Origin of the sequence: Streptomyces sp. NPDC007945 (assembly GCF_042958885.1) — a bacterium.
In the GTDB taxonomy this organism is placed as follows: Bacteria; Actinomycetota; Actinomycetes; order Streptomycetales; family Streptomycetaceae; genus Streptomyces.
Map to the genome: position 1 here is coordinate 70,656 of NZ_JBIBJV010000004.1, position 25,258 is coordinate 95,913.

The following is a 25,258-nucleotide window of genomic DNA, read 5'->3' on the forward strand; positions in this document are numbered from 1 at the left end:
CCCCGGCCTCGCCCCCACCGGCGCCCGGACGTCGCAGCGCGACCGTCCGGGCGTCGGCGTGTTCCCGCGGACGGGGGCGCCGGAGGCCCGATAGCGGCTCGTCAGCGCAGGTCGAAGCGGTCCAGCTCCATGACCTTCACCCACGCGGCGGCGAAGTCGCGGACGAACTTCTCGCCCGCGTCGCGTGCCGCGTACACCTCCGACAGGGCGCGCAGCTGGGCGTGGGAGGCGAAGACCAGGTCCACGGCCGTGCCCGTCCACTTCGGCCGGCCGGTGGCACGGTCCCGGCCCTCGTAGACGTTCTCGTCGGCCTCCGAGACCTTCCACTCCGTCCCCATGTCCAGGATGTTGACGAAGAAGTCGTTGGTCAGGGTGCCGGGGCGGTCGGTGAGGAGGCCGTGGCGGATCCCGCCGTGGCCGGTGCCGAGCGCCCGCATGCCGCCGACCAGCACCGTCATCTCCGGGGCCGTCAGCGTGAGCATGCTGGCCCGGTCGAGGAGGAGCGTCTCGGGGGAGAGCTTCTCGTCGGGGCCCAGGTAGTTGCGGAAGCCGTCGGCGCGCGGTTCGAGGACGGCGAAGGAGTCCACGTCGGTCTGCTCCTGCGTGGCGTCCGTGCGGCCGGGCGTGAACGGCACGGTCACCGGGTGGCCGGCGTCCTTCGCGGCCTTCTCGACGGCCGCGCAGCCGCCGAGGACGATCAGGTCGGCCAGCGAGATCCGGGTGCGGTCGCCGCGCCCGGCGGCGAACTCCTCACGGATCGCGTCCAGGGTCCGCAGCGCCTCGGCGATCTCGGGCAGGTCGTTGACGGCCCAGTCCTTCTGCGGTGCCAGCCGGATGCGCGCGCCGTTGGCGCCGCCGCGCTTGTCGGTGCCGCGGAAGCTCGCCGCGGACGCCCAGGCGGTGGTGACCAGCTGGGGCACGGTCAGTCCTGAGGAGAGGATCCGCTCCTTGAGGGCGGCGATGTCCTCGTCCGCGACGAGGTCGTGGTCGACCGGCGGCACCGGGTCCTGCCACAGCTGCGGCTCGGGCACCCACGGGCCGAGGTAGCGGGAGATCGGGCCCATGTCGCGGTGGAGGAGCTTGTACCAGGCCTTGGCGAACGCCTCCGCCAGGAGTTCCGGGTTCTCGTGGTAGCGGCGGGAGATCGGGCCGTAGACCGGGTCCATGCGCAGCGCGAGGTCGGTCGTCAGCATCATCGGCGCGTGCGACTTCGACCGGTCGTGCGCGTCGGGGACGGTGCCCTGGGCGGCCGGGTCGGTGGGCTTCCACTGCTGGGCGCCGGCGGGGCTGGTGGTCAGCTCCCACTCGTACCGGAAGAGGTTGTCGAGGAAGCCGTTGTCCCAGGTGGTCGGATGGTTGGTCCAGGCGCCCTCCAGACCGCTGGTGAGGGCGTGGGCGCCGGTGCCGGTGCCGTATGTGTTCTTCCAGCCGAGGCCCAGCTGTTCGATCGGCGCGGCCTCCGGCTCGGGGCCGATGTACTCGGGGTTCACGGCGCCGTGGCACTTGCCGAAGGTGTGGCCGCCGACGATGAGCGCGACCGTCTCCTCATCGTTCATCGCCATCCGGGCGAAGGTGTCGCGGATGTCGCGGGCGGCGGCGAGCGGGTCCGGGTTGCCGTTGGGGCCCTCGGGGTTGACGTAGATGAGGCCCATCTGGACGGCGCCGAGGGGGCCCGACAGCTCCCGGTCGCCGCTGTAGCGTTCGTCGCCGAGCCAGGTGTCCTCCGGTCCCCAGAAGATCTCCTCCGGCTCCCAGATGTCCTCGCGGCCGAATCCGAAACCGAAGGTCTTGAACCCCATGGATTCCATCGCGCAGTTTCCGGCGAAGACCAGAAGATCGGCCCAGGAGATCTTCTGCCCGTACTTCTGCTTCACCGGCCACAGCAGGCGGCGCGCCTTGTCGAGGCTGGCGTTGTCGGGCCAGCTGTTCAGCGGGGCGAACCGCTGGGCGCCGCTTCCGCCGCCGCCCCGGCCGTCGGCGATGCGGTAGGTGCCGGCCGCGTGCCAGCTCATCCGGATGAAAAGCGGACCGTAATGACCGTAGTCCGCGGGCCACCATTCCTGTGAATCCGTCATCAGGGCGATGACGTCCCGCTTCAGCTCCTCGACGTCGAGGCCCGCGAACTCCGCGGCGTAGTCGAATCCCTCGTCGAGGGGGTCGGCCTGGGGGGCGTTGCGATGGAGTACGGAGAGGTCCAGCTGGTTCGGCCACCAGTCCCGATTGGTGCGGGGGCGGGTGTCCTTGGGGCTGGGGGCGGAAATTGCCGGGTTCTCGCTCTCGCTGCCGGTCACGTACGGCCCTCTTCCTGTGCGTGTGCCTTTTCCCGCCGCCGGCCGGAATCTCACGACGGCGCGTCCGTATGGTCGCGCACCGGGGTGCCCGCGGCCACGCGAACACGCAGGGAACGGCGGCCCGGAAGGCGGTGGAACGGGAATTCGTCAGGCATTCCCGCGCGGGTCCGGGCCATTCCGTCGGACGTCCAGCGTGGCGCAGTGGAAGGAGCCGCCGAACGGCGCGTAATGCAGGAGGTCGCAGGGGATCGGCTCGAATCCCCAGCGTTCCAGGGCGCGCAGCGTCCGGGTGTGGTGCCGTTCCGCGACGACCCTTCTCTCGTCGAGCATCAGCACGTTCATGCTCAGCCACTTGCCGCACATCGAGGTGACCTTGAGGAGGGCGTCCGGCAGCGGGTCGGGCTCGGGCGCCATCAGGAGCTCCCAGTCGTCCAGCACCGGGGGCAGCCGGTCCGGGTCGACGTACTCCGGGTTCACCAGGGCGCGGCCGGGGGCCAGCGGCAGGAACGTCGTGTCGATGTGCATGGGGGTCCGGCAGCGGCTCTCGATCTCGTGGATCCGGTACTCGGGCCCCAGGTGCCGGCGCAGCCACTCGATGCCCATCAGGTTGGTGACGTTGCTGCGCGTCACGAACAGGTCCCGGCCGGCACGGACGAAGTCGGCGGCGTCGAAGACCGGCTCGAACTCCGTCACCAGGCGGCGCACCGGCTGACCGGGCCCGGACACCCGGAACGCGGGGTCGTACAGCTCGTCCGTCAGCTGCGGCCTGGGCGCGGCCGTCCAGCGCGCGCCGCGCCGGAAGTAGTCCTTCAGCAGGGTGCGGTAGGCGTGCGTCTCGAAGTACCGGCAGGGCCAGGCCATGGGCGTCTCGATGATCTCGTCGCCGACGATGAGCATGCTGTCGCGCGGGCAGGCGCTGCAGAAGCCCCGGGACGACCAGTCGGGGGTGCCGAACCGCCGGCGGTGGGCCACGGGGTCCGGCCGCCGCACGGTCACCCCGAGGGACTCCAGGAGGGCGACGAACCCCTCGACCTCCTCCTCGGCCTTCCCGACGAGCGCCCGCGGGTAGCGGAACCCGGCGGCGGCGCCCTGCAGCCGGGCCGCCCACGCGGGCATGGTGCACCGGACCGCCGGATGCCGGGAGGGGATCGTGGCGCCGTCGACCCGGCCCACCACGACCTCCTCCAGAGGGTCCCACTCGGTGGACGAGCGGACCGGCGAACTCAGGGCCGCTCCGGCGGGGGAGACCGGCGGGCCGGCCGACGGGCCGGGCGGAGGGAGCTCCCTGGAGCGGATCCGGAAGAGCGTCACGGCGGCCTCCTGGGGGCGGCGGCACCCTCTCGGGCGGCGGGTGCACGGCGCGGCTTCCCCCGATGCTCCGCCCGCATGCCTGCGGGCTCCGGCGGCGCTCGGAAGGAGTCGACCCGGAGACCCGGGCCGGCTCCGGCGGCGCCCGGGCGGGGGCGTCCAGGGGTCGCGGGAACGGCTCCGGCGGTGCCCGGGCGGGGCCGTCCTGAGGCCCGTCGCACGGGCTCTGGCGGCGTTCGAGCGGACTCGTCCAGAGCCCGGGCACCGGCTCCCGCGGCACCCGACCGGGGCCGCCCAAAGGCCCCGGCCCCGGGCACCGGCTCCGGCGGCCCGGCCGGGCCGCCCTGGGACCCCTGAAACCGGCACCGGCTCCCCCGGCCCCCCGCCGGGGGAGCCCAAAGGCCCCGGGCCTCGGGTACCGGCTCCGGCGGCGCCCGCCCGGGGCCGGTCCCCTGTTGAGGGCCCCGGGAACCCTTCCTACGCTGGGCAGAGAGACAGGAGGCGCCGATGGCCACCGTCGCCGTGCACCGCGCCGTCCTCGGCGACGGGCGTCCCACGCTCCCGTACGCGGAGACCGGGCGGCCCGGGAGCGGACCGCCGCTCGTCCTCGTCCACGGTTACGCCGATTCCTGGTGGACCTTCGAACCGATGCTGCGGGCCATGCCGGCCGTCCTGCACGCCTACGCGCCGACCCAGCGCGGCCACGGCGACGCCGACAAGCCGGCCAAGGGGTACCTCCCGGAGGACTTCGCGGACGATCTCGTCGCCTTCCTCGACCACCTCGGGATCGAGCGGGCCATCCTCGTCGGCGGCTCCAGCGGCGGCGTCCAGGCCAGGATCGTCGCCGGTCGGCGCCCCGACCGGGTGGCCGGCCTCGTCCTGCTCGGCACCCCCGCCCTGCTCGCCGACAAACCCGGGGTCGCCGCCGTCCGGGAGACCGTCCGGACCCTGAAGGACCCGGTGGACCGGGGGTTCGCCGCCGAGTTCGCGCGGGGGCTCGCCGCGGGCCGGGTGGCGCCCGGCTTCCTGGAGACCGTCGTCGACGAGAGCCTGAAGGCGCCCGCCCGCGTCTGGCGCGAGACGCTGCGCGGACTCCTGGAGACGGACCTCGCGGCCACGCTCACCGGCATCCTCGTCCCCACCCTCGTCGTCTGGGGCGACCGGGACCCGCTGCTCACCCGTTCGGACCAGCAGCTGATCCTCGACGCCATCCCCGACTCCCGGCTCGTCGTCCACGAGGGCGCCGGACACGTCGTGTACTGGGAGGACCCGGAGCGGGTCGTGCGCGAGCTCGCCGCCTTCGCCGCCGGGCTCCGCCGCTGAGCCCTACGCGCCCGGTGCCGGGGCCGCCCCGGGCCCGGGAAAACCCGTGGACCGCCGCGCCCGCCCTCCGCCACACTCCGTCACCGTACGTGTCGGAACAGCGACGGAAGGTCGTGATGGAAACGTCAGAACAACGCGGCGGCGGACCGGGAAAGGGCTCCGTCCGCCTCGCGCTCCGCCATTACGGGGGAGAGATGCTGCGGCTCCGGAAGGTGGCGGTGCCCGCGCTGCTGCTGCCGGCGCTCGGCAACATCGGGATCCTGTACCTCGCCCCCCTGGTGGTCGCCAAACTCGTCGGCCGGGTCGCCGACGGCGGCCGGGTCACCCTCGACGCGGTCCTGCCCTACGCATTCGTGTTCGCCGCCGTCCTGCTGCTCGGCGAGGCGTTGTGGCGGGTCGGCTTCCACTGCCTCAACCGGCTCGACGCCCACGGCATCGAGCACCTCTACGTCGTGGGCATGGACGCGCTCCTCGCCAAGGACGCGGCGTTCTTCCACGACAACTTCGCCGGCTCCCTCACCAAGCGGGTCATCAGCTTCGCCGGCCGCTTCGAGGACTTCGTCGACACCCTGACCTTCCAGGTCATGGGCAAGATGGTGCCGCTGCTGTTCGCCTCGGTCGTCCTCTGGCAGTACGACCCGCTGCTCGTCGTCGGCCTCCTGGTGATGATCACCCTCACCGGCGTCTGCGTCTTCCCGCTGGTCCGCCGCCGGCAGCGGATCGTCGCCGACCGCGAGCAGGCCATCGCCCGGGTGTCCGGGCACGTCGCCGACGTGCTCACCAACATGGACAGCGTCCGGTCCTTCGCCGCCGAGGACCGGGAGGCCGCCGAGCACCGCGCCCGGGTCGCCGAGTCGCGCCGGATCACCCTGCGCTCCTGGGACTACGGAAACCTGCGCATCGACACCCTCGTCGCGCCCCTGTCGGTCGTCACCAATGTGATCGGCCTGGTGCTCGCGCTGACGCTGGGCGCGGGGGAGCGGGGCGTGGAGGCGATCATCGTGGCCTTCACGTACTACGCCAACGCCACCCGGATCATGTTCGAGTTCAACCAGATCTACCGGCGTCTGGAGAGCTCCATGACGGAGGCCGCGCAGTTCACCGCGCTCCTCCTGGAGCCGCCGACCGTCGTCGACCCGGCCGAGCCCGAGCCGCTCCGGGGCCGGTCGGGCGAGGTCCGCTTCGAGCGGGTGCACTTCGCCCACAAGGGCGCCCGGCCGCTCTTCGAGGGGCTGGACCTGGACGTGCCGAACGGCACCAAGGTCGGCTTCGTCGGCCGCTCCGGCGGCGGCAAGACCACGTTCACCCGGCTGCTGCTGCGGATGACCGACGTCGACGCGGGGCGGATCCTGATCGGCGGTCAGGACATCAGCCGGATGCGCCAGTCCGACCTGCGGAGCCTCATCGCGTCCGTACCGCAGGACCCGGCGATGTTCCACCGCACCCTCCGGGAGAACATCGCCTTCGCCCGGCCCGGGGCCACCGAGGCGGAGGTCCGCAGGGCCGCCGAGGCGGCCCACGTCACGGAGTTCGCGGACGCGCTGCCCGAGGGCTTCGACACCCTGGTCGGGGAGCGCGGCGTCAAGCTGTCCGGCGGCCAGCGGCAGCGGGTCGCGCTCGCCCGGGCGATCCTGCGCGACGCGCCGGTCCTCCTCCTCGACGAGGCCACCAGCGCCCTCGACTCCGAGAGCGAACTCCTCGTCCAGGACGCGCTGTGGCGGCTGATGGAGGGCCGGACGGCGCTCGTCGTCGCCCACCGGCTCTCCACCGTCGCCGGGATGGACCGACTGGTCGTCCTCGACCGCGGCCGGATCGTCGAGCAGGGCAGCCACCGCGAACTGCTCGCCGCGGAGGGCGCGTACGCCAAGCTGTGGCGGCACCAGTCGGGCGGCTTCCTCGACGACGTCCCGACCGGTGACGCCGACCCGGAACCCACCGTGGCCCGCTGAGCCCCGAGCCGCCCCCCGCCCCTCCCACCAGCGGGTTCGCCCGCTCCGCCCCGCACGGGGCTGCGCGCCGTGCGGGTGCGGACACGGTCCGCGTCTGCCAGCCTGGTGCCAGCGTGCCCGGCACAACGCCTTGACGGAAGCCGTCCGCCCCTCCGCCTCCGGGCGGGGGGACGGCGTACACGGAAGGAGGCGGTCATGCTCATCGGCCACGCCTTCGAAGAGGGCGTCCTGCACCTGTCGCTCCCGGGTGATCTCACCCTGACCAGCCGATCCGCCGCCGACCTGGAGGCCCAGGCCCTGGCCCACGCGCACCGGCCCCGGCTCGTCCGGGTCCAGCTCTCCACCGCCGACCCCTCGCCCGCCTCGCTGAGCGTCCTCTCCCGCGTCCGCCGCTTCTGCGAGAACCTCCGCATACCCCTCACCGTCGTGGGGCCGGTCCGGGCCGCGACCGCCCGGCCCGAGGTGATGGACATGACGTGAGGCGCCGAGCGCCGGCGGGGCCCACCTTCGTCGCATTCCCCGGCGGGCACCCGCGGGGGACCCGCGGGGTCCGGTGGGCCGCCCCGGGATGCGGGGCGCCCGGCGCTGCCGTTGACTGGGGCCGACGCGCAGGTGCGACCCGAGGGAGACCACGACATGACCGCACGCTGGGTACGGGGCGCCGCCGCCGGCCTCCTCGCCGGAGCCGTCCTGATGGGCACGGCCGGCTGCTCCGGCGACGGTGACAACGCCGTCTCCGGAGCCGTCAGCGAGGCCGCCTCCGCCGTCGCCTCCGCCGCCGAGGGCCTCTCGCAGGCCGCCTCCCAGGCGGTCGAGAAGGCCGAGAAGCAGATGGCGGAGGTCAAGAACGGCGTCGACGCCAAGGACCAGGTGACGCTCGGCGACCCCACCACCGACGCCGACGGCCGCACCACCGTCCCGCTCACCGTGAAGAACACCGACGGCGCGACGAGGTCCTTCGCGGTCCAGGTGCGGTTCGAGGACGGCGACGGCAAGCTGGTCGACGCGGTCGTCGTCACCCTCTCGGACGTCCCCGCCGGAAAGCCCGGCGAAGGCACCGCCCGCAGCACCCACAAGCTCTCCGGGACCGTGACCCCGACCGTCGCCTCCGCCCTGCGCTACTGACCGGGCCCCGGCGGGACGGGCGGCGGAAAACCGGTACCGCCCCGGCCGTCCGGCGCCCAGACTCCTTCCATGACCGACATGGACGCCTTCCGGGCCGCCGTCGCCGCGTGGGCGGCCGGCGGAACCGGCGACGCCGCGCGCGAACTCGCCGCGCGCCTGCCCGTGCGCACCGTGGTGCTCCTCGAAGGGCGCAGCGACGTCGCCGCCGTCGAGGCGCTCGCCGCCCGGCGCGGCCGTGACCTGGCCGCCGAGGGCGTCTGCGCGCTCTCCATGAACGGTGTCACGAACGCCGCACGCCACGCCCGGCTCCTCGGCCCGCCCGGTCTCGGCCTGCGCCTCACCGGCCTCTGCGACGACGCCGAACGCGCCCACTACGCCCGGGGCCTGGCGGCCGCCGGGGCCGACCCGGACGCCTTCTTCGTCTGCGTCGCCGACCTGGAGGACGAGCTGATCCGCGCCCTCGGCGTGGACCGGGTCGGCGAGCTGGTGGCGGCCGAGGGGGAGGGGCGGGCCCTGCGCACCTTCCTCCACCAGCCCGCCCAGCGCGACCGCGGCCCCCTGCCGCGGATGCGGCGCTTCCTCGGCACGACCTCGGGCCGGAAGATCCGCTACGGGCGGATCCTCGTCGACGGCCTCGACCTCGCCCGCGTACCGGCCCCGCTCGACGGGCTCCTCGCCTCGCTCTGAGCGGCTCGGCGGACTCGCCGTCACCTCCCGGCGGCCGGCCCGGCCGCCGGCCGCGCTCCGTCCGGGCGACCAGAGGGACGACGCCACCGACGGACACGCCCCGGGCGACGCGTCGAGGCTCCGACTTCGGGGTAAACAGAGACCGAACGCCTCCTCTCCCCGAACGGACTTGTGCGCGTTGAGCATGCCACTCGGATCCCGTGTGCCAGGCAGGACCTGGACGATTCGCCTCACCGGACACCACGACCACTCGGCGCGGGTCAGCTGCACCACCGCGGGCTGCCGCATGCCCGACCGCTCCAAGGACATCCGCGCGCTGCGCGCCTTCGCCGCCGAGCACGTGCGGGCGCACGCCCGCCTGGCGACCCCGCGCCCGAACGCCGCCTGCGCCTGCGGAGGGGCCGGCTGCCGCCATCACCAGGCCCGGGCGCTCTGCTCGGGCCGTACGCTCCTCGTCCTCATCCACAATCCGGCCGTCGGCGAGGTGTGGACGCTCGCCGAGATCTGCGAGGCGTGCGCCCCGCTGATCACCCACGCGCGGATCGTGGCCCGTGCCGCGAACCCCGCGGAGACCCCGGGGCCGGAGCGGGTCCCGGAGCCGCGCTCGGCCCCGGCGGCCCCCGCCGTCGCCGGCGGCCCGGGCGTCCCCGTGCTGTTCTCCTCCCCGGAGGCCGCGGGCGGCCCCGGGGACGGCGCCGCTCCCCGCCACGTACGGCGGCCCCGCCGGGGCGGCCGCGGCAACCGCACCGGCGGCGGACGGTACTGACCCGGCGCCGCCGCTACCCCTGCCGAGGGAGGAACGCCGGGCGCAGGGCCGGGTCGACCGGATCGTAGTAGCGGTGGAAGACCGGCGTGGCCGCACCCGACAGCGGCGGGACGATCCAGCTCCAGTCGGCCGGCGTGGGCCGGCCGTGCCGCCGCTCCCGCGCGACGTGGCGCAGGAAGCGCTCGGACTCGGTGTGGTGGTCCGCCATCGTCACCCCGTCCTCCTGGAAGGAGTGCAGGACCGCCACGTTCAGCTCCACCAGTGCCCGGTCCCGCCACAGCGTCCGCTCCGAGGAGCGGTCCAGGCCCAGTCGCTCCGCGACCAGCGGCAGCAGGTCGTACCGGTCGGCGTCGGCGAGGTTCCGGGCGCCTATCTCGGTGCCCATGTACCAGCCGTTGAACGGCGCCGCCGGATACCGCACCCCGCCGATCTCCAGGACCATGTCGCTGATGGCCGGCACCGCGTACCAGCGCAGCCCCAGCCCGGCGAACCAGGCGTGCTCGGGATGGCGCAGCGCCACCTCCCGCACGGTCCCGTCCGGCAGCTCGTACCACTTTGGGCGGGCGCCGGGCCGCTCCCGCACCATCAGCGGCAGCACCTGAAAGGGGTCCTCCTCCCGCTTCCAGCCCAGCTCGCGGGCGAGGGCCGTGGCCGCCGCCGTGCGGGGGTCGCCGATCCAGCGGCCGTCCGCGGTGCGGTGACCGGCGTACCGGACCAGCTGGTCGTTGACGATCCGGGGCGCGGGACGGCCCGGCCGGTCGGGCGCGAAGACGGTGAGGACGGGGCGGATCCGCCCGCCGTTCTCCGCCGCCCGCAGGTGCTCGGCGCAGGCGGCGGCGATCCCGTCGGCGGACGTGACCCCACGCAGGTCCCGCACGACGAGGCTGTTCCAGTAGAGCCGGCCGATGCAGCGGGCCGCGTTGCGCCAGGCGACCCGGGCGCCGAAGGACAGCTCCTCCGGGGTGTGCTCGTAGGTGCCGGTACGGGCGATCTCGGCCCGCACCCGACGGACGCGGGCGTCGGCGTCCCCGGCGCCGGGGCACTCCTCGTGGAACCGCCGGACGAACTCCTCCGCCTGCCGCCGGTCCACCCGGTCCGGCTCGCGCGGAGCGGGCGGCACCCCGGCGGGCGCGGGGCCTGGGGCCGCGACGGCGGCCAAGTACGGGCACGCGGCACCGGCGGGGGCGGCCCCGCGGCGACGGATCAGGCTGAAGACCAAGGTGTTTCCTCCCTGGCCCATGACTACCGTACGGAGTCGTCAGGCTGTGGAGAGTGTTCGAACTTCACCGGGCAGACCCGTCGGCCCTGGTATCGTGCCCGACCCCCGCGCGGCCGACCCTCTCACAGCGCGGTCAGGACGTCCTCGCGCACCCGGTCCAGGACCAGGCCGCCGTCGAGCCGCACCCGCGCCGTGACGACCGGACGCCGGTTCCGGTACGCGTGCCACGCCGGTTCCAGCTCCCGGACCCGCTCCTCCGCCCGCTCCCGGCTCGCCGGCGGCATCTGGGCGCCGAACGACTCCAGCAGCGAGACCAGGCGCTCGTACTCCGCCGCCTCCGGTCCCGGCCGGGCCTCCTCCGGCGCGTCGACCCGTTCGACGGTTCCTTCCGCACCCGCCCCGATGAGCAGCGCCCCGGCGACCGCCGCCGGCTCCCCGGCCGCCGTGACCGTGCCGGCCACCCTCAGATCGACCGCGAGACGCACCCGCCGGCCGTGTGTCAACGTCATCCGGCCTTCTTAGCACGGGGCGCCGCGACCCCGGCGGGTCAGGCCCGGAGGGAACCGGCCGGCGGCGGCGCCGGGATCAGGCGGCCCGCCGCCGATCCGTCCCGGACCACCAGGAGGGCCGTGGTGTCGTCGTCCAGACCGTGGGCGCCGAACCGGTCCAGGTCCTCCCGCAGCAGCTCGGGGATCCGGTCGGCGGGCTCGTCCGCCCAGGCCCGCAGCCGCCGCTCCAGCGGATAGAACGCGCCGCTCGCGTCGCGGGTCTCGGAGACGCCGTCGGTGAACATGAGCAGCCGGTCGCCGGGGCCGAAGGGCACCTCCTCCACCCTGAACGCGGTGTCGACCGGCACCGGCAGGTGGACCGGCACCGACGGCGCGGAGAACTCGACCGTCTCCACCGTCCCGCCCCGCTGCACCACCGGCGCCGGGTGGCCGCAGCTCAGCAGCCGGATCACCGGCCGGTCGTGGGGGATCTCCGCGAGCAGCACCGTGGAGAACCGGTCGGCGGCCTCCGACTCCGGGGCCCGCTCCGCGTAGCGCGCCATGCTGGCCTCCAGGCGCTGGGCGATCGCGGGCAGGTCCGGGGCGGTGTACGCGGCCTCCCGGAACGACCCGAGGAGCAGTGACGCCGCCTCCACCGCCGGGAGGCCCTTGCCCTGGACGTCGCCGATCATGATCCGGACGCCGTCCCGGACCTCCAGCGCCTTGTAGAAGTCGCCGCCCACGTGTGCGCAGGCGGCGGACGCCTCGTACAGCAGCCGCAGGTCGACCGTGCCGAGGTGCCGCGGCAGCGGGCGCAGTACGGCCGACTGGGCGGCCTCGGCGACCGCGCTGACCTGGTGCAGCTCGGTCTCGCGGCGCTGCCGGACGTGGGCGGTGACGGCGGCGGCGAGCAGGACGACGGAGAGCACCGCCTCGTTGCCGAGGAGCCCCCGGTCGAGGTCCCCGCCGCGGACGGCGGCGGTGACGGCCGTCGCGCCCATCGCGAGGGCACCGATCGCGGCCGTGCCGCCGGCGGACCAGGTGGCCGCGGCGAGCGCCGGGGCGGCGATCAGCAAGCGGTCGAACCGTTCGGCCGGTGGGGTGAGGACGTCGGCGAGGGTGGCGAGCGCGATCACCAGGAACGGCAGCGCCCGCCCGAGCAGGTAACGGAACTCCGCGCGGCCCGTGGGGGCCCGCCGCGGGTGGGCGGTCGGATCCGCAGGCATGACTCTCCTTCGTCGGAACCCGCCCGCGGGCGGTTCGCACGGGCCTACGTCCACCAGGGTCCCCGGCGGTCGGGCCGCCCGGCAGGGGCGGACGTCCCGGGGCGGGAGTGACGGAGGGCCCGGCCGAAAGGTCAGGCCGGGAGGTCCTGCTCGGCCCAGACGACCTTGCCGCCGGAGGTGCGGCACGAGCCCCAGCGGCGGCACAGCATGTTGACGAGCTGGAGACCCCGGCCGCCCTCGTCGCTGAGGTCGGCGTGCTGGATCTGCGGCAGGTCGGGGCCGGTGTCGGAGACCTCGACGACCAGCCGCTCGCCGCGCAGCAGCCGCAGCTCGCCCGGCCCGTTCCCGTACCGCAGGGCGTTGCCGACCAGCTCCGAGACCACCAGCTCGCACACGTCGGCGAGGTCGTCCAGGCCCCACTCGGCGAGCTGGCCGGTGACCAGGCGCCGCGCCTCGGACGCCGCCCTGCCGTCATCGGAGAGCGGCCACACCCGCAGCCGGGTCCCGGCGTCCAGCGGTACGGCCCGCGCGGTGAGCAGCACCGCCTCGTCGAAGCGGCCGGGCCCGGCCGGGGCCACCGCGATCAGTCCGCCCGCGTCGAGGGCGGCGGGCGGCAGGGCGAGCGCCGCCGTGCGCAGCCGTTCCAGCTGCTCCTCCAGGTCGGCCCCGCGGGCCTTCACCAGGCCGTCGGTATACAGGACGAGCCCGCCGCCCTCGGGGACCTTCACCGTCACGGAGTCGTACGGGATCACGCCGGCTCCCAGCGGTGCTCCGGCCGGCAGGGGGACGAACTCGGCGCCGCCGCGTCCGTCGATGAGCAGCGGCGGCAGCAGCCCGGCGCCGGCCAGGGTGCAGCGGGAGTCGGCGGGGTCGTAGACCGCGCACAGGAAGGTGGCGACCTGGTCGTCCTCCAGGTCGCGGGTGGCGAGGTCGAGCCGGGCGAGGACCCGCTCGGGCGCCATGTCGAGGGTCATCAGGGTGCGGGCGACGGCCCGCAGCCGTCCCATGGTGGCGGCGGCCGGAAGCCCCTGGCCCATGACGTCGCCGGCCATCAGGGCCGTACGTCCGCCGGGCAGCGACATCACGTCGTACCAGTCGCCGCCCACCGGGTGGCGGGCCGCCGACGGCGCGTACTCGGAGTGCACCCGGAGGCCGGGGGTGACGGGCGTGGCGCGGGGGAGGAGGCTGCGCTGGAGCGAGACGACCCGCTCCCGCTCGCGGCCGTACAGCCGGGCGTTGTCGATGAAGACGGCGGCGCGGGAGGCCAGCTGCTGGGCGAGGGCGAGGTCGGTGGAGGAGAAGGGCGGGCTGCCGGCGCCGCGGACGAAGTCGGCGCTGCCGAGGAGCAGCCCCCGGGCGATCAGCGGCACCGCGAGGTAGCTGTGCACGCCCAGGGCGCGCATCTTCGCCGCGCCGCTCGCGGTCGGGGCGACGCGGGCGAAGTCCTCGTCGCGCATCCGGGCCACCAGGACGGGCTCGCCGCGCCGCAGACAGTACCGGTGCAGCAGGGTCTCGTGCCGGCTCTGGTCGCGCACGTAGGTCTCGCCGACCGGGACGGCCTCCAGCGTGGTCATGGTGTCGACGGCGGAGAGCGCGACCGCCCGCATCGGGGGGACGCCGGTGCCGGTCCAGCGGGAGCCCTCCTCGCCGTGCAGGACGCTCTCCAGGATGTCGACGGCGGCGCCGTCGGCGAACCCGGGGACGGTGAAGTCGGCCAACTCCCGGGCGGTGCTTTCCAGGTCCAGGGTGGTCCCGATGCGGGTGCTCGCGGCGTTGAGCCAGGCGAGCCGTTCCTCGGCGCCGGGCGCGTCGAGCGGAATCGCGCCGTCGGCGCGGCGGCGTCGGGCGCGGAGCGCCGCGGACCGGTACACGGTCGAGGTCCGCACGGCCGAGACCCTGCCGGTCAGGCGCCGTCCGCCACTGCCGCCGCTCACTCTTCCGGCCTCCAGAGGGATCTCGACCAGGTGTGGTGCACAGTCTGCACCGGAACCCCGTCCGGCGCACCATCCGAACAGCAGCGGAATCGAAGTCGAACGGTAGCTCTGTCACATCCGCCGAACGGGTGAAACCTGTTCGGGTCGTCGTTCGTCCTCTCCCCCGTGGACGCGCCGACAGGCGTGGGGTCGCATCGGGAACGCGAGGATCGGAGGGCGCATGCGCCGGATGGGCAAGTACACCGCGCACGTGGCCGTGTTGGCGTCGGCGGTCGGCATCAGCCTGGCCGCGTGGGGAGCGACGGCGCTGGTCGGCGAGGACGAGGCCGTGACGCCGGGGGCGGGCGGTGCCGCCGCGCCGAAGCTGCCGGCGCAGCGGTCCGGAGGCGCTGACCGGCCCGCGGCGCCGACGACGCGGGTGCCGGAGGGGATCGCGCACGCCGCCGAGGCGGGCGGACGGGCCGTCAACATCACCATCGACGACGGGCCGGACCCGCGCTGGACGCCGAAGATGCTCGACATCCTGAAGGAGCACGAGGTCAAGGCCGTCTTCTGCATGATCGGTCCGCAGGCGAAGCGCCATCCGGACCTGGTGAAGCGGGTGGTGGCCGAGGGGCACCGGCTGTGCGACCACACCATGACCCACGACACGACGATGGACCGCAAGTCCGTCGCGTACCAGAAGCAGCAGATCCTCGACGCCCGGAAGCTGATAGAGGAGGCCGCGGGCGGGGTGGAGGTGCAGTACTACCGGGCGCCGGGCGGGGCGTTCACGCCGGACAGCCGGAAGGCGGCGGCGGCCGCGGGCATGCGGCCGCTCGGGTGGAACGTGGACACCAAGGACTTCGAGCGGCCGGGTGCCGCCGCCATCGTGGCGACCGTGAAGAACGAGCTCTCCAACGGGCCGACGATCCTCTTCCACGACGGCGGCGGCGACCGCTCGCAGAGCGTGACGGCGCTGCGGGAGGTGCTGCCGTGGCTGAAGGAGCAGGGCCGCACCTTCAGCTTCCCGGTGCGCACGGCCCCTGACACCCCGTGAGGGCCGGAGCCGTACGGACCGTCAGCGCTTGACGGTGTCGTCGGTCTTGAGGTCCTCGACGGCCTCGTCGAAGGCGTCGACCTGGTCGGGGCAGTACACCTGGAGGACGATCCGCTCGACGTCGACGGCCTTGGAGTCGGCGATGACCGGCCGGTTGCCGGGGCCCGGCGCCCCGGTGGTGAGCTGCTGGAGCCGGTAGAGCGCCTTCTTCAGGGCGTGGCCGGGGTCCTCGCAGACGGGGCCGCCGTCGGTGCCGAGCAGCCGTTCGGCGGTCTCCTGGTCGGGGGCGGGGTAGCCCGCTTCCACCAGCTGGCGGCTGAGCTGTTCGGCCTTCCGCGAGGTCTCGGCGGTCCGCTTGAAGCTGCCGTACCGGACCAGACCGGTGATCAGCAGGCCCACGAGGATGACGATGGCGCCCCAGTAGATCACCTTGTGCTCGGAGGCGAAGCGGGTCGGACTCATGCGGCGTCTCCCTCGTCCAGGGGGGCGGCCTCGGCCGTCCGCCATTCGGGCTTGCGCAGTTTCAGGAAGAGCCAGGGGATGAGGAGGCCGAGGATCACCAGGCCGCCGCCGACGATGAGGACGTACGACCAGACGCTGCCGCTGCCGAACTGCGAGGGCGGCACGAAGCCGATGAACAGGGCGGCGAGCGAGGCCAGCAGGCCGACCGAGCAGATCAGGCCGAGGGCGGGCGCCCGGTAGCCGCGCGGATGGTCCGGCTGGAGCTTCCGCAGCCGCATCGCCGCGACGAACATCAGCAGGTAGACGATGAGGTAGACCTGGGTGGTGATGGTCGAGAAGATCCAGTAGACGCTGGAGACGTTCGGGATCAGCGCGTATCCGAGGGCGATGACCGAGGTCACGACGCCCTGGGTGACGAGGATGTTCTGCTGGATGCCGAACTTGTTGAGCTTCTGCAGGAACGGCGGCAGGTAGCCCTCGCTGCGGGAGATCTCCAGGAGGCCCTTGGAGGGGCCCGCCAGCCAGGTCAGCATGCCGCCGAGGGAGGCGGAGATCAGCATGACGGCCGCGATCGGGGTCATCCAGCCGATGTGGAAGTAGGAGAAGAAGGCGTCGAAGGCCTGCATGACGCCGGCGGTGAGGCTCAGCTGGTCGGCGGGGACGACCCAGCTGATGGCGAGGGCCGGCAGGATGAAGATCAGCAGCACCAGGCCCATCGCCAGGAACATCGACCGTGGGTACTCCTTCGCAGGGTTCTTCAACGAGGAGACGTGCACCGCGTTCATCTCCATGCCCGAGTACGACAGGAAGTTGTTGACGATCAGCACGAGGCTGGCGAGGCCGGTCCACTGCGGGAGGAGGTGGCTGCCGTCCATCGGCGCCGCCGAGGGGTTGCCCTGGCCGAGGAAGACCATGCCGAGCACGACGAGGACGGTGCCGGGCACCAGCGTGCCGATGATCAGACCCCAGCTGGACAGCCCGGCGAGCGCCTTCGTGCCGCGCGAGGACACCCACACGCCGGTCCAGTACAGGACCATGATGACGATCGCCGTGTAGAGGCCGTTCGACGCGAGCGAGGGGTCGATCACGAACGCGATCGTCGAGGCCACGAAGGCCAGCAGGCTCGGATAGTAGAAGATCGTCATCGCGAACTGGCACCACACGGCGAGGAAGCCGAGCGGCTTCGACAGCCCCTCGGCCACCCACCGGTAGACGCCGCCCGACCAGCCCGAGGCCAGCTCGGCGGAGACCAGGGCCGTCGGCAGCAGGAAGACGATGGCGGGCAGCAGGTAGAGGAAGACGCAGGCGAGGCCGTACACGGCCATCGTCGGCGCGGCCCGCAGGCTGGCCACCGACGCGGTGGTCATCAGCGCCAGGGTCACCCAGGTGAGGGTGGGCGGCGCGGTCGGCCGTGCCGCCGCACGGGATTTCGGCAGATCGGCCGGGACGTCCATCGATGCCACGGGCCCTCCCTCGGGTATCGGTGCGATCGGCCCCAGGCTGCGCGGTGCCGGGAGGGTGCGCAGTGCGGGAGGGCCGTTCGGGTGACGCCGGATGCCGGGGGCCGCCCCCTGGGAGATGCTGAGCGTTCGTCACCCTCAGCGCGGCCGCCGCCGAACTCGGGGCGGGGCTGATCACCACCGGCGCCGTCCGGCTGGTGTACGCGGTCTTCCTGCTGGTCCAGCTCTGCGTCGGCGTCCTGCTCGGGGCCTACGTGACCGGCACCCCCACCACCGCGCTCTTCGACACGGCCGCGGCCACCGACCTGCCCCGCTGGCTGCTCTTCGCGTCCTGGACCGTCTTCACCGCCGGCACCCTGCTCGCCTTCGCGATCCCCCGCCGCTTCTTCTGGCCGCTGCTGGCCCTGGTCTACCTGACGGTCGCGATCCAGTCGGCGGCCACCGAGCTGATCGGCGAGATCGGCGGCACGTTCGCCGCCGCGGTCGCGCTCGCGGCGACGGCGACACTGGCCTCCCGCGGCCCGGAGCGGCCGCCCCGGCTCCTCCTCGTCCTGCCGGGCTTCTTCACCCTGACGGTCGGCTCGCTCGGCATGCGCGGACTGACGACGCTGGCCGGCGGGCACGTGGTGGACGGCTTCACGGACCTCCTGGAGCTCGTCCTCGTCGTCACCGCCATCGCGGTGGGACTCGTCCTGGGAGCCACCCTCGTTCCCGAGCGGAGGAGCGGAAGCGAACCGGGCCCGTAGGATCACCGGGACGTCCGGGTGAGCGAGGAGAGCGTGGCAGTGACCGTCGTGGTGGAACCGAACCGTGCGGCCCTTCCCGAGCTGCTCGAACGGGACGAGGACGGGCAGCGGCTCGGCGCGCTGCTCTGGCGGCACGGCCCGGGCTGGCGGGCCGTCAGCAGCGCCGTCCTCGGCGGCGGCATCGGAGAACGCGCCTGGGTGATGAACGCGCAGGTCGCCCACGGCTACACCCGCACCGACCCCGAGGCGCACCTCGCCGCGCTCGCCCGCCGCGCCGGACTCCAGGGGCCCGGCGTCGGCCTGATGACCGCCGCCGAGGTCGCCCGGCGCGGGACCGCCTCCGACGGCGGCGTCGACGCGGTCGCCACCGCCGGGACGGAGGTACGCGGCTGGGCGGCGGCCGCCGGAGCCGGGGTCCCCGGCCCGCAGGCCCCCGGCACGATCAACATCGTCGCCACCGTGCCCGCGCCGCTCACCGACGCCGCCCTCGTCAACGCGGTGGCCACCGCCACCGAGGCGAAGGTGCAGGCCCTGCTCGACGCCGGCCACGACTGCTCCGGGACGCCGACCGACGCGGTCTGCGTCCTCGCCCGCGCGCCGCTGCCCGGCGGCCCCACGGAACCCTTCGCCGGGCCCCGCTCGCTCTGGGGCGCCCGGCTCGCCCGCGCCGTCCACGCGGCGCTCGGCGCCGCGCTGTCCGGCCCCGGCCTCAGCTGAGGGCGGCGACCTCGGCCAGCAGCGTCGCCCGGTCGACGGCGTCGCTCGCGGTGGCGGGGACCGTACAGGCGTGGGCACCGGCCACCGCCCCGTACAGGGCGCAGCGCTCCGGGGGTTCTCCGGTGAGCCGGCCGAAGAGGAACCCGGCCGCGTAGGCGTCGCCCGCGCCGTTGGAGTCGACGACCGGGCCGCGCGGGGCGACCGCCGGAACGTGCAGCGGTTCGCCGCCCGCGCGCGTCAGCAGGTAGGAGCCCTCGGCGCCCGCCGTGGCGACGACCGCCTCCGCCCGGCCGCGCTCCAGGATCCGGCGCATGGTCCCCACCGGGTCGGGCAGCGCCGTCGTCGAGACGAAGACGACGTCGGCGCCGTACGCGAACGGCTCGTGGTACGGGTTCGCGCCGTCCCAGTCGTGCAGGTCCGTCGAGACGGTGAGGCCCGCCTCGCGCAGCAGCGGCAGCGTGAAGGCGCAGGGGTACGTGATCGAGACGTGGGCGTGCCGGCTCGCGGCGGCGAGCTCGCGCACCAGGTCCTCCGGGAGGCGGTCGGACTCCCGGGAGCGGCTGTCGTCGTACAGGGAGAGCCGGCGGCCGTCGGGGCTCACGAGGTTGACGGCCCGCTTGGTGCCGGCGGGCTGCGAGACCTCCGTGAGGCCGATGCCCCGGTCGCGGTGGAAGGCGCGGACCAGATCGCCCGCGTGGTCGTCGCCGACCAGGTCGATGTGGTGGGTGCGCAGGCCCAGGGAGCTGACGCCGAGCGCCACGAAGTCGCCGGTCTGCCCCGCCCGGGCCTCGATGCCCGGGCGGATCATGTAGCTGTCCGCGTACGGCAGCGGGAGCTCGGGGACGTACACGATGGTGTCGACGCCCGCCCCTCCCAGGACGAGGACGTCGTACGCGTGGCTCATGCTTCCCCTCTCGCCGGTGGATCCCGGGCGAGTCAACCAGCCCCGCCATCGAACCCGCAAGATCTTGCGGAAACTTGCAGGACGGGAGGGGGAGACGCGCGGTGGCCCGCTCCCCGAGGGGGAACGGGCCACCGGGGCGCACGCGTTCGGACGTCAGGCGAGGACGACCGGCAGCTCGAAGAGGTCGTTCTGGGTGACGACCGGCTTGTTCCTCAACTCCTCGCGCGGCACGGCGAGCCGCAGACCGGGGAAACGCGCGTACAGCGCCGGGAGCGCCACCGAGGCCTCCAGGCGGGAGAGCGCCGCGCCCGGGCAGACGTGCGGGCCGTGGCCGAAGGCGATGTGCCGGATCGGCTCGCGGGTGACGTCGAAGTCGCCCGCCGTCGGACCGTGCTGGAGCTCGTCGCGGCCGATCGCGCCGTGCGACACGATCAGCCCCTCGCCCTTCGGCAGGACCCGGTCGCCGACCTGGATGTCCTCGCTCGCGAAGCGGATGAGCACGTGCGAGGTGGGCGTCGACCAGCGCAGGGTCTCCTCGATCACGTTCTCCCACGGCACCTCGCCCTTGAGGACCAGGGCGCGCTGCTCCGGGTGGGTCTCCAGGGCGACCACGGCGTTCACGATCAGGCTGATGGTCGTCTCGTGGCCGGCGGCCACCATCAGCTGGAGCGTGTTGGTGATCTCCTCGGTGGTGAGCCGGTCGCCGCCCTCCGAGGCCTCGATCAGCGCGCTCGTCAGGTCGTCGCCGGGCGACTCCTGCTTGCCCGCCACGATCCCCGCGAAGAGCGCCCCGAGGTCCGCCATCATCTGCGGCACCTCCTCCGGCGGCGTCTGCGTCGAGAAGAACTTCTCGAACAGCGCCTTCATCCGCGGGTGGTCCGCCGCGTCCACGCCCATCAGCTCACCGACCACGTTCATCGGCAGCGGGTAGGCGAACTCCGCCTTCAGGTCCACCGTCTCGCCCGCCGGACGCTCCGCGAGCCGGTCGAGGAGCCCCGCCGTCAGCGCCTCGATGCCCGCCCGCAGCCGCTCCACCCGGCGCGCGGTGAGCGCCTGGGCGACCAGCGTGCGCAGCCTGCGGTGCTCCTCGCCGTCGACCGTCAGCATCGACCGGCCCGGGTTGGCGAGGCCGATCAGCGGCCAGTCGAGCGGTATCTCGCCGCGCTGCCAGGCCCCCCACTGCTCGATGTCCTTGACGAGCCGGGAGTCGGTGAGGAGCGCCCGCGCCTCGGCGTGCCGGGTGACGGCGTAGCAGGGCACGCCGCCGGGCAGGACCACGCGGGCCAGCGGCCCGGCCTCGCGGAGCCGGGCGCCCTCGCCGTCGAGGTCCGTGACGAAGGGGTCGAGGACGACGGGCGCGCCCCCCGCGGTGTGGTCGATGGGGCAGGTCATGCGGTCCCTCCAAGGGCGGGGGTCGGGGTGTACGTCACCGGCAGCGCGGTGAGGCCGCGCAGCCAGGGGGAGGGGCGACGGGTCAGGGAGGTCTCGGCGACGGCGAGGTCGACGTCCGGCAGCCGGTCGAGCAGCACCTCGATGCCGGTCCTGGCGACCGTCTCGGCGACCTCCTGCGCGGGGAACGGACAGCGGTGCTCGCCGTGGCCGAAGGAGAGGTGCGCGTTGTTTCCGCCGGTGAGGGCGCCCGCGTCGGCCCGGACGTGCGGGTCGGCGTTGGCGGCGGCGAGCCCGAGCAGCACCAGGTCGCCGCGGGCGATGTGCCGGCCGCCGAGTTGGGTGTCGCGGGAGGCCCAGCGGCCGGCGACGTTCTGGGTGGGCGTGTCCTCCCACAGCACCTCGTTCATCGCCTCGCCGACGCTGTGCCGGCCACCCGAGAGCGAGGCGGCGAAGCGGTCGTCGGTCAGCATCAGGCGCAGCGAGTTGCCGATCCAGTCGGCGGTGGGCTGGTGGCCGGCGGCCATCATCACCATGAGGTCCTGGGCGACCTCCTCGACGGTGAACCCGGCGGTGTTGCCGAGCATCCGCGAGGCGACGTCGTCCCCGGGCGCCTCCGCCTTGGCGGCGAGCAGCGCCACCATCGACTCGGCGAGGTGCCGCTGGCCCTCCAGCGCGCCGGGACCGCCGTTGATCATGTCGTTCATGGCGGTCACGAGCCCCGGGCCCTGCTCGTCGGCGAAGCCGTAGATGCTGGCGAGCACCCGGACCGGCAGCAGCAGGGCGTACTCGGCGATGATGTCGCACTCGCCCTTGCCGCACAGCCCGTCGATGAGCTCGTCGGCGAACCGCTCGGCGCGCCGCCGCAGTTCGAAGGGGTCGACGGCCTCCAGGGCGGCCGAGATCACGTCGGCCCGCTCGCGGTGGCGCTCGCCCACCGTGTACAGGATCGACGGCTGCTTGCGGCCGATCATGGGCAGCAGCGGCCAGTCGGCGGGGATCGCGTCCCACTGGTTCCACAGGTCGGAGTCGCGCGAGAAGAGCACCGGGTCGCTGGTGACCTGGTGCAGCTCGCGGTAGCCGAGGACCAGCCAGGCGGGTACGTCGCCGTCGAGGACGACCGGGGCGACGGCCCCGTGGTCCCGCCGGATGCGCCGGTACAGCTCGACCGGGTCGGTGTGGAAGCGCGGACCGCTCAGCGGGACCGGCGCGGGCTCGGCAGGGTTCACGGGGCGGGCTCCGGGACGGGCCGCCGACCGTGCTCGGGGTCGGCGGCGACGACGTGCTTCAGGTGTTCGACGAGCGCGATGAGGACCTGCTTGCTGGACTCCCGGGACCGGGCGTCGCAGAAGACCAGCGGCACCTCGTCGGCGAGGTCGAGGGCGGCGCGGATCTCGTCGGCGGTGTGCGCGGGCCCGCCGAAGTCGTTGCAGGCGACGACGAAGGGGGTGCCGTGGTGCTCCAGGCGGTCCACGGCGTACCACGAGTCCGAGATCCGCCGGGTGTCGACGAGGACGACCGCCCCGAGCGTCCCGGAGAAGAGCCGGTCCCACAGGAACCAGAACCGCTCCTGGCCGGGCGCGCCGAACAGGTAGAGCACGTTGCGCGCGTCGAGCGAGATCCGGCCGAAGTCGAAGGCGACCGTCGTCGCCGTCTTGGCGGCGACGCCGACGGTGTCGTCGATGCCCTCGCCCGCCTGCGACATGGTCTCCTCGGTGTTCAGCGGACGGATCTCGCTGACCGAGCGGACCAGGGTCGTCTTGCCCACTCCGAAGCCGCCGACGACGACGATCTTCAGTCCGTTGTCGGCGGTGCTGCTCAGCGCCGGGTGCTGCTCAGAGATTGCGGAGTCCAACGAGCACCTGCTCCAGGATGTCGTGATCGGGAAGGCGGTACGTGGCGGGCCGCGGGTGCCGCGCGCTGATCCGGCCGGTGTCGTGCAGATCGGCCAGGAGGATCCGGGTGATCGACACGGGCAGCCCGAGCCCGGCGGCGACCTCCACCACCGCGGTGGGGAAGCGGCACATGCGCAGGATGGCGGCGTGCTCGGACTGCATGCCCGGCACCGGATCGCTCTCCGCGACCACCAGCGTGACCACGTCGAAGGCGGTGGACCCGGAGCTGCTGCGGCCGCCGGTCAGGGTGTAGAGCCGGTCGGGGGAGTCGTCGCGACCCGGCCTGACGCGGCTCATCCCCGCGGCCTCGCGACGAGGTGCTCGCCCAGCTGCTCGACCAGTTCGGTCATGTTGTGCCCCACCAGCCCGGCGTCGGCGTCCTCGTCCGCGACGAGCGCGAGGTGCGCGCCCTCCCCGGCCTCGACGATGAAGAGGATCCCGCCGTAGAACTCGGCCATCGCGGAGCGCACCCCGCCGGTGCCGTCGCCGAACTCCATGGACGCGCCGTGGGAGAGGCTCTGGATGCCCGCGGCGATGGCGGAGAGCTGGTCGGCCTGGTCGACGGAGAGCCCGGAGGTGCGGCAGAGCTTCAGGCCGTCCCGGGACAGCACCAGGGCGTGCCGGGTTCCCGGGGTCCGTTCGAGCAGGCCCTCCAGGAGCCAGCTGAGCTTGTCGTCGGTGGTCGTGCCGGTCATCGCGGATTGCCTTCCGAATGGGGGTCGTTCGAGGGCGGCGTCGTCGTCGGTTCCGCCGAGGGGCCGGCCGGTGCGCCGGGGCCCGCGTCGGGGGTGTCGCCCGGCTTCGGCTCCGTGCCGCGCAGGCCGCTCTGGAAGCCGCCGAAGCGGGCCGAGGCGCGGGACGCCTCGCCGGTGCGGGGCGCGGCCGGGCGGGGCGGCTCGGCCGGGGTCTTCTCCTGGTGGGCGGCGAGGGTCCGGCCGCGCCGGCGGCGCGGCAGCAGGGTCCCGTCGCCGTCGGCGGGGGTCTCGGCGGGGGTCTCGGTGGCCGGCTCCGGGGCGGTGGCCGGGGCGGTGGCCGGCGTGGCGTCGGGGGCGGTGCGCGGGCCGGGCACGGGGAGCGGCGCGGCGGCCTTCGCGGCCGGTGCCGCCGTCTCCGCGCCACGGCTGACGATCTCCTGCGGGATCATCAGGACCACGCCGGTGCCGCCGCGGGCCGAGGGCCGGAAGGAGACCGACAGGTTGTGCTTGCGGGCCAGCCTGCCGACGACGTGCAGGCCGAGGCGGGTGCCGGAGAGGCCGGCCAGGTCCTGGGTCCCCGCGTCGACGGCGGCTTCGGCGCGCCGCAGCTGGACGTCGCTCATGGTCAGGCCGCTGTCCTCGACGGTGATGACGACCCCGGCCGGGACCTCCTCCACGTAGACGTGGACCTCGGCGGTCGGCGGGGAGAAGTTCGCGGCGTTGTCGAGGAGTTCGGCGAGCGCGTGCATGACGCCCTCGGCGGCGTGACCGGCGACGGCCGCCTCGCACGTGGAGTGCAGCCGGACCCGCTGGTACCCGGCGATGCGGCCCATGGCACCGCGCAGGATCGACTCCATGACGATGGGCCGGGCCCAGCGGCGACCGGAGCGGGCGCCGGTGAGCACGGCGACGGAGTCGGCGAGCCGGCCCGCCTGAGCGGTGCGGTGGTCGAGGTGGAGGAGGTCGGCGAGGACGTCCTCGTCGGCGTGCCGGTGCTCCATCTCGCGCAGGTCGGCCATCATGCTCGTGGCCAGCGCCTGCATGCGGCCGGCCGCGTTCGCCGCGGCGGCGAGGGCGGCGGAGCGGGCGGACTCGGCGCGGCGCAGCCGCTGCTCCAGGCCGGCGACCGCGGCCGCGTGGCGGGCGGCGAGCCGCTCGGCCTCGGCGCGGTGGGTGCGCACGAGCTCGTCGGTACGGGCCGCGTGGGCGGCGGCCTCCGCGGCGACCTGGGCCCCGTGACGCTCCTTCAGGGCCGTGATCTCGCGCTCGGCGGCGGCCTGGCGCTGGGTGGCGTAGGTGTCCTGGGAGGCGACCTGTGCGGTCAGCCGCTCGGTCTGCCTGGCGAGGCCGCGGGCGGTGCGCGCGTACCAGGTGACGGCGAAGGCGGCCGCCGCGAGCAGCAGCACGCCGCAGGCCGCGAACCAGCCCAGGGGAGAGCGGACTTCGGCCGGTGCGGCGCTCGTCGCGGCGGCGGTGAGCGCACCGCCCGCGGCGAGGGTCAGCAGCGAGGTGATCAGGGCAGGGCGGAACGGGGTGGGCGACGCCGACATCAACCGGACTCTCGAGAGGCAAGCACAGGGGACGTTCGGAACGACCGCACTATAGAGGCGTTATTGATCGATTCGAAACTCATGT

At 74.2% G+C, this 25,258-nt stretch carries 24 protein-coding genes; 9 read left to right on the plus strand and 15 right to left on the minus strand.

Annotated elements, in window-relative coordinates; translation table 11 throughout:
- Window positions 1–101: 101 nt before the first annotated feature.
- Window positions 102–2,291, minus strand: a complete 2,190-nt coding sequence (gene katG / locus ACFZCF_RS14460) for a catalase/peroxidase HPI (protein WP_391286723.1) — start codon at window positions 2,289–2,291, stop codon at window positions 102–104.
- Between the two features lie 147 nt (window positions 2,292–2,438).
- Window positions 2,439–3,518 (minus strand): amidinotransferase, encoded by a 1,080-nt coding sequence (locus tag ACFZCF_RS14465; protein WP_391287087.1) that lies wholly within the window; start codon window positions 3,516–3,518, stop codon window positions 2,439–2,441.
- 588 nt (window positions 3,519–4,106) lie between these two features.
- Between ACFZCF_RS14465 and ACFZCF_RS14470 the strand changes: the two genes are divergently transcribed.
- From ACFZCF_RS14470 to ACFZCF_RS14495, 6 genes are all read left to right on the plus strand, one after another.
- A complete protein-coding gene (locus ACFZCF_RS14470) occupies window positions 4,107–4,922 on the plus strand; it encodes an alpha/beta fold hydrolase (RefSeq protein ID WP_391286724.1) in 816 nt (271 codons plus the stop codon).
- 194 nt (window positions 4,923–5,116) lie between these two features.
- Window positions 5,117–6,871 carry an ATP-binding cassette domain-containing protein gene (locus tag ACFZCF_RS14475; RefSeq protein ID WP_391286725.1) on the plus strand — a complete coding sequence of 585 codons (1,755 nt, stop codon included), beginning with the start codon at window positions 5,117–5,119 and terminating at the stop codon, window positions 6,869–6,871.
- Window positions 6,872–7,066: 195 nt separating this feature from the next.
- Window positions 7,067–7,351: a hypothetical protein gene (locus ACFZCF_RS14480; protein WP_388448041.1), complete on the plus strand. Its 285-nt coding sequence runs from the start codon at window positions 7,067–7,069 to the stop codon at window positions 7,349–7,351.
- A gap of 156 nt (window positions 7,352–7,507) precedes the next feature.
- Window positions 7,508–7,996: a hypothetical protein gene (locus tag ACFZCF_RS14485; RefSeq protein WP_391286726.1), complete on the plus strand. Its 489-nt coding sequence runs from the start codon at window positions 7,508–7,510 to the stop codon at window positions 7,994–7,996.
- Between the two features lie 69 nt (window positions 7,997–8,065).
- Window positions 8,066–8,683: a TOPRIM nucleotidyl transferase/hydrolase domain-containing protein gene (locus tag ACFZCF_RS14490; RefSeq protein ID WP_388448037.1), complete on the plus strand. Its 618-nt coding sequence runs from the start codon at window positions 8,066–8,068 to the stop codon at window positions 8,681–8,683.
- Window positions 8,684–8,885: 202 nt separating this feature from the next.
- Entirely contained in the window at window positions 8,886–9,449 is a 564-nt protein-coding gene (locus ACFZCF_RS14495) for a hypothetical protein (RefSeq protein WP_391286727.1), read from the plus strand.
- Between the two features lie 13 nt (window positions 9,450–9,462).
- On the opposite strand, the gene ACFZCF_RS14500 is transcribed toward ACFZCF_RS14495, so the two are convergent.
- From ACFZCF_RS14500 to ACFZCF_RS14515, 4 genes are all read right to left on the minus strand, one after another.
- Window positions 9,463–10,689 carry a nitric oxide synthase oxygenase gene (locus ACFZCF_RS14500; RefSeq protein WP_391286728.1) on the minus strand — a complete coding sequence of 409 codons (1,227 nt, stop codon included), beginning with the start codon at window positions 10,687–10,689 and terminating at the stop codon, window positions 9,463–9,465.
- 101 nt (window positions 10,690–10,790) lie between these two features.
- A complete protein-coding gene (locus tag ACFZCF_RS14505; protein ID WP_391286729.1) occupies window positions 10,791–11,177 on the minus strand; it encodes a hypothetical protein in 387 nt (128 codons plus the stop codon).
- A gap of 38 nt (window positions 11,178–11,215) precedes the next feature.
- Window positions 11,216–12,382, minus strand: a complete 1,167-nt coding sequence (locus ACFZCF_RS14510) for a SpoIIE family protein phosphatase (protein WP_391286730.1) — start codon at window positions 12,380–12,382, stop codon at window positions 11,216–11,218.
- Window positions 12,383–12,513: 131 nt separating this feature from the next.
- Entirely contained in the window at window positions 12,514–14,316 is a 1,803-nt protein-coding gene (locus ACFZCF_RS14515; protein ID WP_391286731.1) for a SpoIIE family protein phosphatase, read from the minus strand.
- 220 nt (window positions 14,317–14,536) lie between these two features.
- Here ACFZCF_RS14515 and ACFZCF_RS14520 point away from each other — a divergent pair, with 220 nt between their 5' ends.
- Window positions 14,537–15,355: a polysaccharide deacetylase family protein gene (locus tag ACFZCF_RS14520; protein WP_391286732.1), complete on the plus strand. Its 819-nt coding sequence runs from the start codon at window positions 14,537–14,539 to the stop codon at window positions 15,353–15,355.
- A gap of 21 nt (window positions 15,356–15,376) precedes the next feature.
- Here the strand turns inward: ACFZCF_RS14520 and ACFZCF_RS14525 are convergent, their stop codons facing one another.
- Window positions 15,377–15,817: a hypothetical protein gene (locus tag ACFZCF_RS14525; protein ID WP_388448024.1), complete on the minus strand. Its 441-nt coding sequence runs from the start codon at window positions 15,815–15,817 to the stop codon at window positions 15,377–15,379.
- A complete protein-coding gene (locus tag ACFZCF_RS14530) occupies window positions 15,814–17,280 on the minus strand; it encodes an APC family permease (RefSeq protein ID WP_388448022.1) in 1,467 nt (488 codons plus the stop codon). The genes ACFZCF_RS14525 and ACFZCF_RS14530 overlap by 4 nt, the downstream gene beginning before the upstream one ends.
- A 194-nt stretch (window positions 17,281–17,474) precedes the next feature.
- Between ACFZCF_RS14530 and ACFZCF_RS14535 the strand changes: the two genes are divergently transcribed.
- Window positions 17,475–18,023, plus strand: coding sequence for a hypothetical protein (locus tag ACFZCF_RS14535; protein WP_391286733.1), 549 nt, complete (start codon window positions 17,475–17,477; stop codon window positions 18,021–18,023).
- A gap of 39 nt (window positions 18,024–18,062) precedes the next feature.
- Window positions 18,063–18,740, plus strand: a complete 678-nt coding sequence (locus tag ACFZCF_RS14540; protein ID WP_391287088.1) for an adenosylcobinamide amidohydrolase — start codon at window positions 18,063–18,065, stop codon at window positions 18,738–18,740.
- Here the strand turns inward: ACFZCF_RS14540 and ACFZCF_RS14545 are convergent.
- The 7 genes from ACFZCF_RS14545 to ACFZCF_RS14575 form a co-directional block, all read right to left on the minus strand.
- Complete coding sequence (locus ACFZCF_RS14545; protein ID WP_391286734.1) at window positions 18,733–19,644, minus strand: PfkB family carbohydrate kinase; 912 nt, start codon at window positions 19,642–19,644, stop codon at window positions 18,733–18,735. The genes ACFZCF_RS14540 and ACFZCF_RS14545 overlap by 8 nt on opposite strands.
- Window positions 19,645–19,797: 153 nt before the next feature.
- Window positions 19,798–21,036, minus strand: coding sequence for a cytochrome P450 (locus ACFZCF_RS14550; RefSeq protein ID WP_391286735.1), 1,239 nt, complete (start codon window positions 21,034–21,036; stop codon window positions 19,798–19,800).
- Window positions 21,033–22,262, minus strand: a complete 1,230-nt coding sequence (locus ACFZCF_RS14555; protein WP_391286736.1) for a cytochrome P450 — start codon at window positions 22,260–22,262, stop codon at window positions 21,033–21,035. The genes ACFZCF_RS14550 and ACFZCF_RS14555 overlap by 4 nt, the downstream gene beginning before the upstream one ends.
- Complete coding sequence (locus tag ACFZCF_RS14560; RefSeq protein WP_388448013.1) at window positions 22,259–22,888, minus strand: ATP/GTP-binding protein; 630 nt, start codon at window positions 22,886–22,888, stop codon at window positions 22,259–22,261. The genes ACFZCF_RS14555 and ACFZCF_RS14560 overlap by 4 nt, the downstream gene beginning before the upstream one ends.
- A complete protein-coding gene (locus ACFZCF_RS14565) occupies window positions 22,869–23,225 on the minus strand; it encodes a DUF742 domain-containing protein (RefSeq protein WP_388448011.1) in 357 nt (118 codons plus the stop codon). Before ACFZCF_RS14565 ends, ACFZCF_RS14560 begins: the two co-directional genes overlap by 20 nt.
- Window positions 23,222–23,623, minus strand: coding sequence for a roadblock/LC7 domain-containing protein (locus tag ACFZCF_RS14570; protein ID WP_189852256.1), 402 nt, complete (start codon window positions 23,621–23,623; stop codon window positions 23,222–23,224). The genes ACFZCF_RS14565 and ACFZCF_RS14570 overlap by 4 nt, the downstream gene beginning before the upstream one ends.
- Window positions 23,620–25,173 carry a sensor histidine kinase gene (locus ACFZCF_RS14575; RefSeq protein ID WP_388448008.1) on the minus strand — a complete coding sequence of 518 codons (1,554 nt, stop codon included), beginning with the start codon at window positions 25,171–25,173 and terminating at the stop codon, window positions 23,620–23,622. Before ACFZCF_RS14575 ends, ACFZCF_RS14570 begins: the two co-directional genes overlap by 4 nt.
- Window positions 25,174–25,258 lie beyond the last annotated feature (85 nt).